This is a genomic window from Dietzia sp. WMMA184, from assembly GCF_002441635.1.
In the GTDB taxonomy this organism is placed as follows: domain Bacteria; phylum Actinomycetota; class Actinomycetes; order Mycobacteriales; family Mycobacteriaceae; genus Dietzia; species Dietzia kunjamensis.
Window position 1 is genome coordinate 2,760,169 of sequence record NZ_NXEI01000001.1, and the last position, 12,771, is coordinate 2,772,939.

The window sequence follows — 12,771 nt, forward strand, 5'->3', positions numbered from 1 at the left end:
CTCTCCGCGTGAGGATCCTCGTGGGCGGTTCGTGGATCTCGGTGATCTGCGCGCTGCTCACGGCCCTGTGGAGTGTACCGCAGTTCCTGTTCGAGGGCACGGTCACCCTCAGTTCCCACCCGCTGTTCGTGGTGCTGTTCCTCTTCCCGGCCCAGATCGGTGTCCCGGTGTGCCTGCTGGTGGCGCTCAACTCGCTGTTGATGGCGTTCCGTCGTCAGCTCACCACGAACCCGCGGAGGTTCCTGGCGGGCGGGCAGCTCATCACGGTCGTCCTGCTGGGCATCTGCGCAGCACTCCTCATCTCGCCGACGACGTTCGGCCGCGAGTTCATCGTCATGGCACTGGCCTTCCAGATCGGTCAGGTGTTCGTGGCGGTGGGGCTGGCCCTGCACCTGCTCCGCCGTCGGCGGCACCAGCGTGAGGCGGAGGGCGCACGCGTTCGGTGACGGGCTGACACTATGGACCGCATGCGTGCCATCCACATCTCCAGCCATGACGGACCCGCCGCTCTCGAGGTGGTGGACGTCCCCGAGCCCGACGCGGGTGCGGTGCTGATCGACGTCCACGCCGCCGGGGTGACCTTCCCCGAGGTGCTGCAGACGCGCGGCAAGTACCAGATCTCGCCGCCGCTGCCGTTCGTCCCCGGCTCGGAGGTGGCGGGCGTGGTGCGGTCCGCCCCCGACGGCTCGGGCTTCGCCGCCGGGGACCGCGTGTGCGCGTTCCCGGGTCTGGGCGGGTTCGCCGAGGTGGTCTCGGCCGATCCCGGTCAGGTGTTCCGTCTCCCGGACAGCCTGTCGTTCACGCAGGGCGCCTCGATCCCGATGAACGTGCTCACCGTCCACTTCGCGTTGGCCCACCGCGGCCGGCTGCAGGCGGGGGAGACGGTGCTGGTCCACGGCGCGGGCGGCGGGATCGGCATCGCGGCCACCCAGTTCGCGACCGCGATGGGTGCCCACGTCATCGCCGTGGCCTCCACGAAGGAGAAGCGGGACCTGGCGCTGAAGGCCGGGGCGAGCGACGCCATCGCGCCCAAGGGCTTCAAGGACGCCGTAAAGGAGCTCACCGGTGGGAAGGGTGTCGACATCGTCGTCGACCCCGTGGGCGGGGACCGGTTCACCGACTCCATCCGATCCCTCGGCCAGGAGGGGCGGATCCTCGTCATCGGGTTCACCGGCGGCGAGATCCCCACGGTCAAGGTCAACCGGCTGCTGCTGGGCAACAAGAGCGCCGTGGGCGTGGGCTGGGGCGAGTACTGGATGTCCAATCCCGGTTACCTGCAGAAGCAGTGGGCCGAGGTCGAGCCGCTGCTGGCCGCCGGCAAGCTCGACCCGCTGGTGGGCGCCGAGTTCCCCCTGGATCAGGCCACGGAGGCCCTGGAGCTCATGGACGGCCGCGGCGCGGTGGGCAAGATCGTCCTCACCACCGGCCGCTGAGTTCCCTCCCGTCCCAGATCCCCGTCGAGAAGAGCGTTTCGCCCACTTCTACTCGGCAGACGCGGGCGAAACGCTCTTCTCGACGAGAGGGGCGGGTCCGGGAACGACGACGAGGTGCGCTCCCGGCCCGGCGGGCCGAACCGGAAGGCCCCGACCTAGAACGCGCCCTCGGGCATGTGCATGACGTCCACGTCGAGCGCCTCGATGGTGGCCCGCGCGGCGCCGACCTGCGGCAGGTGGGCGCGGGCGAAGAAGTTCGCCACCGTCGCCTTGCCGGTGTAGAAGTCGTGGTCGTCGCCGGTCGCCTCCGGCAGCCGGTCCAGCGCCACGCCCGCCTCGCGCAGGAGCATCCAGCCCACCATGAGGTCGCCGACGGCCATGAGCAGCGGGACCGCTCCGAGCCCGATGAGGTAGAGTTTCTCGGGATCCTCCTGGGCGCCCATGAGGTGCTCGGTGAGGGAGCCGACCATCGACTCGACGTCGGCCAGGGCACCGGCCACTCCGGCGCGCGCGGTCTCGAGCTCGGCCGGGCCGGTCTCGGCGGGACCGGCCTCGTCCACGGTGCGGTGGATCTGCGCGGCGACGTGGCCCAGTGCGGTACCGCCGTCGCGGATGATCTTGCGGAAGAAGAAGTCCTGCGCCTGAATCGCGGTGGCGCCCTCGTAGAGGGAGTCGATCTTGGCGTCGCGGATGTACTGCTCGACGGGGTAGTCCTTGAGGTACCCGGAGCCGCCGAAGCACTGGAGCGACTCGGCGAGGCACTGGTAGGACCGCTCGGAGCCCACGCCCTTGACGATCGGCAGGAGCAGGTCGTTGACCGTGTGCGCGAGCTCGGGCCCGGCGCCGGAGACGACCTCCGCGGACACGATGTCCTGGTGGGCGGCGGCGTAGAGGTACACCGCGCGCAACCCCTCGGCGTACGCCTTCTGCGTGAGCAGCGACCGCCGCACGTCGGGGTGGTGGATGACGGTGACCTTCTTGGCGTCCGGGTTTCCGGCGTCGGCCATGTCGTTGCCCTGGACCCGCTCGCGCGCGAACTCGAGAGCGTTCAGATAGCCCGTGGAGAGGGTCGAGATGGCCTTGGTGCCGACCATCATCCGGGCGGCCTCGATGGTCTTGAACATCTGCTTGATGCCCAGGTGGTCGTCACCGGCGAGGAACCCCACCGCGGGTCGGCCGTGCGCGCCGAACGCCACCTCACAGGTCGCGAAGGCGGCCAGGCGCGTCTTCTTCTCGATGCCGGTGGCGTAGACGCCGTTGCGCTCGCCCGGCGCGGCGGTCTCCGGGTCCGGCATGTACTTGGGGACGAGGAAGTAGCTCAGGCCCTTGGTGCCGGGGCCGGCGCCCTCGGGCCGGGCGAGCACCTGGTGCCAGATGTTCTCGAACAGGTCGCCCGTGTCGGCGCCGGTGATGAACCGTTTGGTGCCCTCGATGTGCCAGGTGCCGTCGGGCTGCTGGATCGCCTTGGTGCGCACGGCGCCCACGTCGGAGCCGACCTCGGCTTCGGTGAGCATAATGGACGAGCCGTGGTTGCGCTCGATGATCTTGGTGGCCCACTTCTTCTGCTGTTCGTTGCCGATCGAGTGCATGATGCCGGCGAACAGCGGCCCGGACAGGTACATGAAGATCGACGGGTTGGCGCCCACGAGATACTCGGTGATCGCCCAGGTCACCAGGCGCGGTGCGGCCACGCCGCCGACGGCCGGGTCCACGCCGACGAGGCCCCAGCCGGCGTCCTGCCAGGGGCGGACGGAGGCCACGTAGTCGGGGTGGAGAGTGACCTCGTGGGTCTCGGGGTCGACGGTGGGCGGGTTGCGGTCGGCGGTGGTGAACGACGCGGCGACCGGTCCCTCGGCGAGCGCGGCGGCCTCCCGCAGCATGGTGCGGACCGTGTCGCCGTCGAGTTCGGTGGCGTCGTCGCGCTCGAGGATCTCGTCGAGTCCGAACACGTCGAACAGGTGGTTCGCACAGGGGGGCGCGTCACGTGCCCACCGTAGAGCACGGCGCCCCGCGGTCGGCGCGATTACGGACTGTAGTCCGGAATGTGGGTGGCGGTGCCGGACCGACTACCCCTGCAGGGCTCGCAACCGTCGCCCCGCCTCGTCGAGCACCTCGGGCCGTTTGCAGAACGCGAACCGCACCAGGTGGGACCACTCCGCCGAGAAGGCGTCGGTGAACGGGGCGAACGGCACCGCCGCCACGCCGATCCGCTCCGGCAACTCCAGGCACCAGGCCGCCGCGTCGGTCACCCCGAGTGGGCGCGGGTCCGCGGTGAGGAAGTACGTGCCCTGTGCGACGACGAGGTGGAACCCGGCACCCGAGAGCGTGTCCACCAACTGGTCCCGCCGAGCCTGCATGTCCTGCCGCAGCGTCGCGATCCATCTCTGCTCGTGACGCAGGGCGTGCGCGACGCCCAGTTGCAGGGGCGAGGCGACGGTGAAGCTCATGTACTGCCGCGCGGTGCGTGCCCCCGCGACCAGGTCCGCGGGGCCGGTGAGCCATCCGATCTTCCACCCGGTGCAGTTGAGCAGCTTGCCGGCGCTCGAGATGCGCAGGGTCCGTTCGGCCATCCCGGGCAGCGTCGCGATCGACACGTGCTCCACCCCGTCGTAGGTGAGGTGGGCGTACACCTCGTCGGAGATGGCGATCGCGTCGAACTCGTGGCACAGCGCGGCGATCTGTTCGAGGTCCTCGCGCGGCAGGACGGCCCCGGTGGGATTGTGAGGCGAGTTCACCAGCACGGCCCGCGTCCGCGGGGAGAACGCGTCCCGCAACGAGTCCACGTCGAGTCGGAGTTCGCCGCCCGAGCGGACCATCCTCGCGGCGCGACGGGTGGCGCCGGCCATCGCCACCGTGGCCGCGTAGGAGTCGTAATACGGTTCGATCACGACCACCTCGTCGTCGTACTCCACCAGGCCCACCATCGCGGCGGCGATCGCCTCGGTCGCGCCGACCGTCACCAGCACCTCGGTGTCCGGGTCGTGCACCAGTCCGGTGTGGGCGGTCTCGTGGTCGGCGGCGGCCCGGCGCAGTTCCGGGGCGCCGATGCCCGGCGGGTACTGGTTGTGGCCCTCCCGCATGGCGCGTGCGGCCGCCTCGATCATCGACTCCGGTCCGTCCGTGTCGGGGAAGCCCTGGCCCAGGTTGATGGCGTCGAACCGCGTGGCCAGCTGCGAGACCTCGGAGAAGATCGTCGTGGCGTGGGGTCGGAGTCTGCGGACCGTCATACGGGCAGCCTAGGTGTTCGGCACACACAGGACGGGTGGCGCCGACCGATACCATGGGCGTCATGACCGAGCCCCTCGCCGCCACGTCCGCCTCGACCGGTGGAGCCGCCGCCGTCGGGCCGTGCACCCAGCGCCGCGCGGTGCTGGCCGCCCTGCCCGGGATCATCCTGCTGCCGGGCATCGCCTCGGCCTGTGGCATGACCGAGCCCGCGCAGCCCCCGTCGACGGTGCAGCAGACCACCACGGTCCCCGCGACCACCATCGCCGCCGCCGAGATCCCGCCGGGCACGGCCAAGCAGTTCAGGGCCGGCGAGGCCACGGTGATCGTCGCGCAGCCCGTCGAGGGCGAGTTCGTCGCCTACTCGGCGCGCTGCACCCACCAGGGCGGGGTGGTCCAGGTGATCGAGGGCATGACCCTGCGCTGCCCGCTCCACGGCGCCGAATACGACGCCACCGACGGCCGCAATACCCTCGCCCCGGCCCCGCGCCCGCTCGACGCGATCCCGGTGACGGAGTCCGGCGGGCAGCTCACCCTCGGCTGACGCCCGCTGCCGCCCGCGCCCGCCGACCCGCCGCCGCCCGCGCCCGCCGACCCGCCGCCGCCCGCGCCCGCCGACCCGCCGCCGCCTCGGCTTGCGGCGCGGCCACGGTCAGGGGTAGAACGGGAACACGTTCTCAGGGCGGGGTGAAACTCCCCACCGGCGGTGATGTCACCGGCCCCATGGCCGGCGGCGAGCCCGCGAGCGCCCCGCACACGCGGTGCGGTTGGACTCCCGGTCCGGCCACGCCACGCACGCGGGGGTCAGCAGACCCGGTGTGATCCCGGGGCCGACGGTCATAGTCCGGATGGAAGAGAACCGCGCGTCACCCGACGCGGTCCCGGTCGACGACGACCGTGGCCGGGCGGGCGTCGTGTCACAAGCCCTGGGCCGTCTGTGTAGAGCCCGTGAAAGGGGCACACGATGAGCCTTCTCGTGGAATTCCTCGACGCGCAGTTGATGATCGGTGGCGTTCCGATCCTGTGGCGCGAGATCGTCGGCAACGTCTTCGGCCTGGCCGCCGCCATCGGCGGTATGCGCCGGGTGGTGTGGGCGTGGCCGGTGGGGATCGTCGGCAACCTCACCCTTCTGACAGTCTTCCTCGGCGGCGTCTTCCACACCCCACAGGACGTGGACCTCTACGGTCAGGCCGGCCGCCAGGTCATGTTCCTGGCCGTGGGTGTCTACGGCTGGTGGCGGTGGTCGCAGTCCAGGCGTGCGAGCGCCGCCCTGCCCGGCGGCTCGGTCGCCGACGCGGTGGCCGTCCATCCGCACTGGGCGACCGGCCGGCAGCGGGCCGGTCTCGTCATCGGGATGGTGACCGGCACCCTGGTGTTCGGCTGGATCTTCGCCCAGCTCGGCTCGTGGGGGCCGTGGGCCGACGCGTGGATCTTCACCGGGTCGATCCTCGCGACCTACGGCATGGCCCGCGGGTGGACCGAGTTCTGGCTGCTGTGGATCGGCGTCGACATCGTGGGGGTGCCGCTGCTGCTCAAGGCCGGCTACTACCCGTCGGCGGCGCTGTACCTGGTGTACGGCGCGTTCGTGATCTGGGGTTTCCTGGTGTGGTGGCGCGTGGATCTGGCCGAACGCGCGGACGCCGCCGGTGCCGCCGGGCAGCGGCGGGAGCAGCTGCCGGTCGGCTGACCACGGCCTGTCCGACGCCAGCCGCCCGCCGGGCCCCGGGTCGTCAAACCGTCGACGCCGGGGCGACCGTCCGGCGCGCGGTCCGCGGCCGCACAGCCGCCACCACGACGAGCGACAGGGCGGCGAGCGTGAAGCCCAGCCCGCGGAAGTCGATCCACGCGAACACCAGGCCGGACAGCAGACCGCCGGCCGCGCCGGACAGCGCCACTGCCACGTCGGCCTGCCCTTGGACGCTGGCACGCACGGTGGTCGGGACGGACGTCGTGAGGACGGTCGTGCCGGCGACCAGTCCCAGGCTCCAGCCCAGCCCCAGCAGGATCAGTGCCAGCGCGACGAGCGCCGTGGACTGCGGCGGGGCCAGGGCGGCGAGCCCTCCGGCGGCCAACAGCACCAGGCCCGCGGACACCGCCACTGCGCGGGTGCCGAACTTGTCCACGAGCAGTCCGGACAGGGGCGCGGGCAGGAACATCGCGGCGACGTGCAGCGAGATCACGACGCCCACCACGGTCACGGTGTGGTCGTGGGCGCGCATGTGCACGGGGGTCATGGTCATGAGCCCGACCATGACGAACTGGGTCAGCGCCATCACCACGACACCGGTGATGACGTCGGCCGTCCAGATGCGGGTCGGTACGGGCGCCACGGCGTGCCGTTCGGAGTCGGCGGCGGTGGCCGCGGCCTCCGCGGCGGGGGAGGGGGACGGCGACGGTGACGGTGTCGATGACGACGACGACGAGGTGAGCGCCGCCTCCGCTGCCGCGATCTCCATCCTGCGCGCCTCGAGCAGGGGGTCGGGCCGCAGCAGCAGGGAGATGACCAGCGCGGCACCGCCGTACGCCGCGGCGGCGAGGAGGAACGGTCCCGCGAGCGGGGCCAGGCCCAGCGCCTCCGCGACGACGCCGGTGGGCCCCACGAGGTTGGGCCCGGCGACGGCACCGGCGGTGGTTCCGAGCAGGACGTAGGACAGCGAGCGGGCGCGGGTGGCGTCGGTGGCGAGGTCGGCCCCGGCGTAGCGGGCCTGCAGGTTGGTGGCCGTGCCGGAGCCGTAGATGACGAACGAGGCGAACAGCAGCGGCAGCGATTCGAGGGCGGTGGCCGCGACGATGCCGAGTGCGCCGAGTGCGCCGACAACGAATCCGGCGGCCAGGCCCGGGCGGCGGCCGCGGGCCTGGGAGAGCTTGCCGACCGCGATCGCGGCGAGGGCCGAGCCACCGGTGAACAGTGCCGACGGCAGCCCGGACAGGCCGGGGCCACCGAGCAGGTCCTCGGCGAGCAGCGCACCCACGGTGATGCCCGCGGCGAGTCCGGCCCCGGCGAGCAACTGGGCCAGGACGAGGACGGTGAGGATCCGCCGCTGCGCCGTTGCCCGGCCCGTCTCCGGTGCGGTGTGCGTGGCGTCGCCGGCGCGGGTCACGCCCCGCCCCAGGTCCGGGCGTGCAGGAGCACGTCGACGGCGGTGGCCTTGCCGGCAGGCCGCAGGTCGTGCCGCAGCGAGACCACCTCGAGTCCCTCGGCGCCGCGGGCGAGGTCGGCGATGTCGGGGAGCACGGTGGGATCCTGCGGGCCGCCGACGCCGCGGCGGAGGTTCTCGGCGGCGTGGCCGAGGTAGACCAGGTGGCCGCCGGGGCGCAGCCAGGTGCCGGCGCTGCGCAGCACGGCGGTCAGTGCGGGGAGGTCGAGGTGGAGGAATCCGACGACGACGAGGTCGACGGCCTCGGACGGGGCCCAGGTGGTGGCGTCGCCGACGACCCAGTCGACGCTGCCGCTGCGTCCGTCGTCGGAGTCCTTGGCGCGGGCCTGCTCGATGGCGACCTCGGAGAAGTCGACCGCCTGCACCTGCCAGCCGTGCGCGGCGAGCCACCGCGCGTGCCGGCCGTCACCGCAGGCCAGGTCGACGGCGGTGCCCACGTCCAGCCCGGTGTCCTCGGCGGCCGTCACCTCGGCGACGATCCGGGCGGCGGGGGTCGTGCCCCAGACGTCGGGCTGCGCGAGGTAACGGGCGTTCCATTCGGAGGCGTCCACGGGCGGTGGTCCTTTCGGTGCGGAGGGCCGGTTCGCCGGCGACTGGTTCGGTGGTTCGGTGGTTCGGTCAGACAGGGCGGTCAGGGGTGGCGGAGCCACCGGAGGTGTTCGGTGTCTCCCTGCAGTTCCAGTCTCCTCCACAGCACGCTGCCCGGGACGGCCTGGCTGGGGTGACATTCCACCGCGGCCAGCTGCGCGGCACGGTCGACGGTCAGGGCCAGGTCGATCTCGTCGGCCGGGCGCCCGAGGAACCCGGCGTACCCCTCGCCCGCCAGTGTGGCGCAGAGGTCGTCGGGGAGGACCCACGCCAGCACCCCCAGGTCGTGGCGCTCGCCCGCGCGGACGGCCGCCGCGGTGGCGGCCACGTGGTCGGGGTGGCCGCTGATGCCGGTGGAGTCGAAGGCGACCAGCCCGTCAGGCCTCACCGCCTCGATCTCCTGCTCGACCGCGTCGTCGAGCCCGGCCGCACCGAGCGCCGTCAGTCCACCGTCGGGGAGGTCCAGGAGGGTGACCCCCTGCGCGCCGAGCGCGTCGGCGGCGGCGCGTAGTTCGCGCTCGCGGATCACGGACAGCTCGCCCTCGATCTCCTCTCCACGGGCGCCGTGGAGGGTCGAGGCCTCGCCCCGGGTCAGGCAGAGGACGTGGACACGCGCGCCTGCGACCGCGAGGGTCGAGAGGATCGCGCCGAGGCCGAAGGACTCGTCGTCAGGGTGGGCGACCACGGCCAGAACCGTGTCCCAGTCCGGTAACCCGGTCGTCGTGCGCATCGCGGCGGACCTCCCTGTGTCGGCGAGAATAGCTGTGTCGGTGGCAATCGCTGTGTCGGTGGGAATCGTTGGACCGGCCCCGGGACCGGCGGATACCCGGTACCGTATCTTCGCATGAATAGGTCTCGCGAACGGCAGGATGCGTCACTCTTCGCCCGCGCGTGGGTGGTGGCCAGCCCGGTGCTGGAGTGGATCGGCCTGTCCGAGTCGCGACGGCGTCTGGTCGACGGCCTGTCGGGCACGGTGGTGGAGGTCGGCGCCGGCAGCGGGGTGACTTTCGAGCACTACCCGCCGGAGGTCACCCGGGTGGTGGCGGTCGAACCGGACCCGCACCTGCGCGCGTACGCCCGCCGGCACGCACAGCGGGCGGCGGTGGACGTCGAGGTGGTGGACACGGTGGCGGAGGCGCTCCCGCTCGCCGACGGTGAGGCCGACGCCGTGGTGTTCGGGCTCGTCCTGTGCACCGTCCCCGACGTCCCGGCCGCCCTGGCCGAGGCCCGGCGGGTGCTCGCCCCGCACGGCGAGCTGCGTCTGCTCGAACACGTCCGGGCCGACGGTCGGCTGGGTCGCGTCGCCGACCGGATCGAGCCCGTGTGGAGCCGACTCGGAGGCGGGTGTCACCCGAACCGCGACACCGCCCGGCACGTCGCGGAGGCGGGCTTCGACGTCTCCGGCCTGCAGGCCCGTCCGTTCCCGCCGGTGGTGCCGTTGACGCCGATGCTCAGCGGGTCCGCGCGGCGTCGGTAGCGCGGTCCCCGCTCCCGGTGGGCGGCACCGCGCAGGCGTCGGACGCGCAGGCGCCATCGGCGCAGGGGCGGGCCCGCCACCGGTAGATCACGGCGCCGGCCAGGAGGGCCAGCGACAGGGCCGCGAGCCACGGCTGCAGCGGGGCCCACACCCCGAGCGCGCCGGTGGTGCCGAGCAGGATCAGCACGATCTTGTTGCAGACGGGGCACGCCACCGCGAACCAGGCGGTCGCCACGCCCACGGTGACCAGCGCAGGGCGTTCGGACGGCTCGGCTCCGGCGGGATGCCTGGCGGCGCTGCCGACGCCGGCCTCCCGCGCGGACCTGATGCCGAACCAGGCGGCGGTGAGCAGTACGGTGGCGGCGAGCACCGGGTACTCCCACCAGCGGACGGGGATCTCGCGGCCGAACACCGGGTTGGGCAGGATGTCGGTGGGGATGCCGATCAGCAGGAAGGTCCCGAGCGCCGCCAGGGCGGCGCGGGCGGGGGCGAACACCGCCGGCGTCGACGTGGTCTCGGAAGGCACGGTCTGGGCTGACGCGGCCTCGGAAGAGGCGGTCTCGGGAGCGGGCGCGTTCCGGGGGGCGGCCGACGCGCCGGACGAGTGGTTCATGCCACCATGGTCAGCATACGGGCGGGGTATCCGCCACCGGCCCTGGTAGATCGATCGGGAGGAGCGCTGTCGTGGTGCATTCGCTGCCCGGTCTCGGTGAGCTCGAGACCGCCGTCCTCGAATTGCTGTGGGACGAGTGCGCGGGTGACGGCGACGACCTGTCCGTCCGCGAGGTCTCGGATCGGCTCGCGGACCGGCGGCCCCTGGCCTACACGACCGTGATGACCGTGCTGGCGCACCTGTACGACAAAGGGGCGGTGACGCGCGAGAAGGTCGGACGCGGGTACCGGTACCGGCCCGCGCGCAGCCGCGAGGACTTCGGCGCCGACGCCCTGGGTGAACTGCTCCTGTCGAGTGGCGACGCGGAGAAGCTCCTCCTGCACTTCGTCTCGAGGGAGGGTGGAGACCTGGCCCCGGAGGAGGCGGGAGTGCTCCGCAGGATCACCGCGCGCCTCCGCGGAGGCGGGGACACCTGATGGGCATCGGGATGCTGCTCGCGGCGCTGGTCGTCGGCGCCGCCGGCCCTGCCTACCTGCGTCGCGCCGTGGACGCGGCGGCGCGGCCGGGCGTCGCGCTGGGCGCCTGGATCGGCACCGGCGTCGTCTTCGTGACCCTGCTCGTCGCCGCCCCGGTGGTGATGCACGTGCAGCCGCTGAGGGGGTTCGCGCCCGCCGCCACCGCCGTCACGGCCTGCGCGACGATGTTCGATCCGGCGGCGAGCGGTGTGTGGCCGGCCGCCGTCCGTGGCGTGGTCGTCGCGGTGGCCGTGGTGGCGGCGGTGTCCGCGGTCACGGTGGTCGTGGCGGCGATGTCCCGGGCCCGGCGCTCGGCGCGGGCGCACGCCCGGTCCCTGCGGTCACTGGTCGAGGCCACCGACCACGTCGACGGGGTACGGGTGTGGTGGATCGCCGACGACGAACCCGTCGCCTACGCGTTGCCGGGGGCGTCGGCGCGCGGGCTCCCGGGCGTGGGGCGACGCGGGTCGGCCTCGCCCGGCGGGACGGTGGTGGCCTCCACCGCCCTGTGGGATCTCGGCGAGGAGCGCCGACGGGCCGTGCTCGACCACGAGATCGCGCATCTGCGGGGACGTCACCACGTCGCGGTGACGTCGGCGGCGGCACTGCGCACGGTGTTCTCTCCGGTGCCCCTGCTGCGGCGAGCGGCAGCGGAGGTGTCCGTCCTCGCCGAGCTGGCCGCGGACCGGCGGGCCGCGCTCGGTGCCGGTGGAGCGGCGGCCGTGCGCGGTGCCCTCGGCGAGCTCGGCGCCCCGGCCGGCCGGGTGGCCGTCCTGTCCTCGGTGCCGGCCGGGCCCCGGGGGACGGGGCCCGGCCTCGCGCTGGCGCTCGTGCACGCGGTCTCGCCGGCGGCGGTCTCCGCGGCCGCGGCGACGACACTCGTGCTGGGGATGTGCTCCGCGCTGGCGGGTTGACATCGCGCCACCGACGCGAACTACTATGCAACGTAGTAGTAACTGGCCCGCTCGCGGGTCGGTCCCCGTTCTCGATAGCACCCGCAGGAGACCTGAAGTGTCCCGTCGTCCGAGCGTCCCGGTCATCGCGTTGTCCCTCGTGGTGGCCGTACTCCTCGCCCTCGTGGCGATCCTCCTCGCCCGCGAGGTGGGCGGGGGCGAACCGTCGGCCGACGGGTCCGCCGCGGGGACGTCGGAGGTGTCCGACGACCGCCAGACCAGCCCGGAACAGGCCCCCGGCCCGGAGTCCATGGAGGGCATCGCGCGCTTCGAGGAGGGCGACCCGATGGCCATGGGGCCCGTCGACGCACCGGTCGTGATGACCATGTACACCGACTTCCGCTGCCCGTTCTGCGCCAAGTTCTCCCGCGAGGTGGAGCCCGCCCTGGTCGAGGAGTACGTCGAGAAGGGCGACCTGCGGATCGAATGGCGGGACCTGCCGATCTTCGGTGAGCAGTCGATGGCCGCCGCGCGAGCCGGCCGCGCCGCCGCCGACCAGGGGCGGTTCTGGGAGTTCACCGAGGTGGTCTTCGCCGACTCCCCCGACCGCGGTCATCCGGACCTCGGCGAGGAGAAGTTGGTCGGGTACGCCCGCGAGGCCGGCGTCGCCGACATCGAGCGCTTCCGCGAGGACATGACCAGCGACCGGTACGACGAGGCGATCCGGGCCGACTACGAGGCGGCCACCGCACTCGGTGCCACCTCGACCCCGACGTTCCTCATCAACGGCACGGGCATCATCGGCGCCCGCTCCACGGAGACGTTCCGCAACGTCATCGACAGCTCACTCGACGGGTGACGTGGGCCCG

General features: G+C 72.9%; 14 protein-coding genes and 1 riboswitch. Of the genes, 8 read left to right on the forward strand and 6 right to left on the reverse strand.

Annotation, left to right across the window (positions count from 1 at the left end):
- The first annotated feature begins 8 nt into the window (after positions 1-8).
- Positions 9-446, forward strand: coding sequence for a hypothetical protein (locus tag CK206_RS12730; protein WP_067719033.1), 438 nt, complete (start codon positions 9-11; stop codon positions 444-446).
- 21 nt (positions 447-467) lie between these two features.
- Positions 468-1,433, forward strand: coding sequence for an NADPH:quinone oxidoreductase family protein (locus CK206_RS12735; protein ID WP_096907435.1), 966 nt, complete (start codon positions 468-470; stop codon positions 1,431-1,433).
- Positions 1,434-1,588: 155 nt separating this feature from the next.
- Here CK206_RS12735 and CK206_RS12740 read toward each other — a convergent pair whose 3' ends face one another.
- Positions 1,589-3,382: an acyl-CoA dehydrogenase gene (locus tag CK206_RS12740; RefSeq protein ID WP_254050575.1), complete on the reverse strand. Its 1,794-nt coding sequence runs from the start codon at positions 3,380-3,382 to the stop codon at positions 1,589-1,591.
- A 117-nt stretch (positions 3,383-3,499) separates the two neighbouring features.
- Entirely contained in the window at positions 3,500-4,660 is a 1,161-nt protein-coding gene (locus CK206_RS12745; protein ID WP_096906612.1) for a pyridoxal phosphate-dependent aminotransferase, read from the reverse strand.
- Between the two features lie 62 nt (positions 4,661-4,722).
- Here CK206_RS12745 and CK206_RS12750 point away from each other — a divergent pair, with 62 nt between their 5' ends.
- On the forward strand, positions 4,723-5,202 hold the full coding sequence (locus CK206_RS12750; RefSeq protein WP_241727644.1) for a Rieske (2Fe-2S) protein: 480 nt from the start codon (positions 4,723-4,725) through the stop codon (positions 5,200-5,202).
- Between the two features lie 125 nt (positions 5,203-5,327).
- A riboswitch (FMN riboswitch) is annotated at positions 5,328-5,522 on the forward strand.
- A gap of 100 nt (positions 5,523-5,622) precedes the next feature.
- On the forward strand, positions 5,623-6,345 hold the full coding sequence (locus CK206_RS12760) for a nicotinamide mononucleotide transporter family protein (protein ID WP_096906613.1): 723 nt from the start codon (positions 5,623-5,625) through the stop codon (positions 6,343-6,345).
- A gap of 43 nt (positions 6,346-6,388) precedes the next feature.
- Here the strand turns inward: CK206_RS12760 and CK206_RS12765 are convergent, their stop codons facing one another.
- The 3 genes from CK206_RS12765 to CK206_RS12775 form a co-directional block, all read right to left on the reverse strand.
- Positions 6,389-7,759 carry an MFS transporter gene (locus tag CK206_RS12765; protein ID WP_096906614.1) on the reverse strand — a complete coding sequence of 457 codons (1,371 nt, stop codon included), beginning with the start codon at positions 7,757-7,759 and terminating at the stop codon, positions 6,389-6,391.
- The gene (locus CK206_RS12770) at positions 7,756-8,367 is read right to left on the reverse strand and encodes a bifunctional 2-polyprenyl-6-hydroxyphenol methylase/3-demethylubiquinol 3-O-methyltransferase UbiG (RefSeq protein WP_096906615.1); all 612 of its coding nucleotides are present in this window, start codon (positions 8,365-8,367) and stop codon (positions 7,756-7,758) included. The genes CK206_RS12765 and CK206_RS12770 overlap by 4 nt, the downstream gene beginning before the upstream one ends.
- Before the next feature lie 80 nt (positions 8,368-8,447).
- A complete protein-coding gene (locus CK206_RS12775) occupies positions 8,448-9,134 on the reverse strand; it encodes a PIG-L family deacetylase (protein WP_096906616.1) in 687 nt (228 codons plus the stop codon).
- Between the two features lie 114 nt (positions 9,135-9,248).
- Between CK206_RS12775 and CK206_RS12780 the strand changes: the two genes are divergently transcribed.
- Positions 9,249-9,881 (forward strand): class I SAM-dependent methyltransferase, encoded by a 633-nt coding sequence (locus CK206_RS12780; RefSeq protein WP_096906617.1) that lies wholly within the window; start codon positions 9,249-9,251, stop codon positions 9,879-9,881.
- On the opposite strand, the gene CK206_RS20155 is transcribed toward CK206_RS12780, so the two are convergent.
- Positions 9,856-10,494 carry a hypothetical protein gene (locus CK206_RS20155; RefSeq protein WP_069389449.1) on the reverse strand — a complete coding sequence of 213 codons (639 nt, stop codon included), beginning with the start codon at positions 10,492-10,494 and terminating at the stop codon, positions 9,856-9,858. The two genes, CK206_RS12780 and CK206_RS20155, sit on opposite strands and share 26 nt — an antisense overlap.
- 74 nt (positions 10,495-10,568) lie before the next feature.
- On the opposite strand from CK206_RS20155, the gene CK206_RS12790 reads away from it, so the two are divergent.
- The 3 genes from CK206_RS12790 to CK206_RS12800 all read left to right on the forward strand — a co-directional run bounded on the left by CK206_RS12790 (position 10,569) and on the right by CK206_RS12800 (position 12,761).
- Positions 10,569-10,970: a BlaI/MecI/CopY family transcriptional regulator gene (locus CK206_RS12790; RefSeq protein ID WP_096907438.1), complete on the forward strand. Its 402-nt coding sequence runs from the start codon at positions 10,569-10,571 to the stop codon at positions 10,968-10,970.
- A complete protein-coding gene (locus tag CK206_RS12795; protein ID WP_096906618.1) occupies positions 10,970-11,923 on the forward strand; it encodes a M48 family metalloprotease in 954 nt (317 codons plus the stop codon). The genes CK206_RS12790 and CK206_RS12795 overlap by 1 nt, the downstream gene beginning before the upstream one ends.
- A 97-nt stretch (positions 11,924-12,020) precedes the next feature.
- Positions 12,021-12,761: a thioredoxin domain-containing protein gene (locus CK206_RS12800; RefSeq protein ID WP_069389322.1), complete on the forward strand. Its 741-nt coding sequence runs from the start codon at positions 12,021-12,023 to the stop codon at positions 12,759-12,761.
- Positions 12,762-12,771: the final 10 nt, after the last annotated feature.

What these genes read in the sequence shown, in the direction of transcription:
- CK206_RS12750 (WP_241727644.1), top strand. Translation starts at nt 4,723, where the DNA reads ATGACCGAGCCCCTCGCCGCCACGTCCGCCTCGACCGGTGGAGCCGCC.
- CK206_RS12795 (WP_096906618.1), top strand. Translation starts at nt 10,970, where the DNA reads ATGGGCATCGGGATGCTGCTCGCGGCGCTGGTCGTCGGCGCCGCCGGC.
- CK206_RS20155 (WP_069389449.1), bottom strand. Translation starts at nt 10,494, where the DNA reads ATGAACCACTCGTCCGGCGCGTCGGCCGCCCCCCGGAACGCGCCCGCT.
- CK206_RS12735 (WP_096907435.1), top strand. Translation starts at nt 468, where the DNA reads ATGCGTGCCATCCACATCTCCAGCCATGACGGACCCGCCGCTCTCGAG.
- CK206_RS12780 (WP_096906617.1), top strand. Translation starts at nt 9,249, where the DNA reads ATGAATAGGTCTCGCGAACGGCAGGATGCGTCACTCTTCGCCCGCGCG.
- CK206_RS12745 (WP_096906612.1), bottom strand. Translation starts at nt 4,660, where the DNA reads ATGACGGTCCGCAGACTCCGACCCCACGCCACGACGATCTTCTCCGAG.
- CK206_RS12775 (WP_096906616.1), bottom strand. Translation starts at nt 9,134, where the DNA reads ATGCGCACGACGACCGGGTTACCGGACTGGGACACGGTTCTGGCCGTG.
- CK206_RS12760 (WP_096906613.1), top strand. Translation starts at nt 5,623, where the DNA reads ATGAGCCTTCTCGTGGAATTCCTCGACGCGCAGTTGATGATCGGTGGC.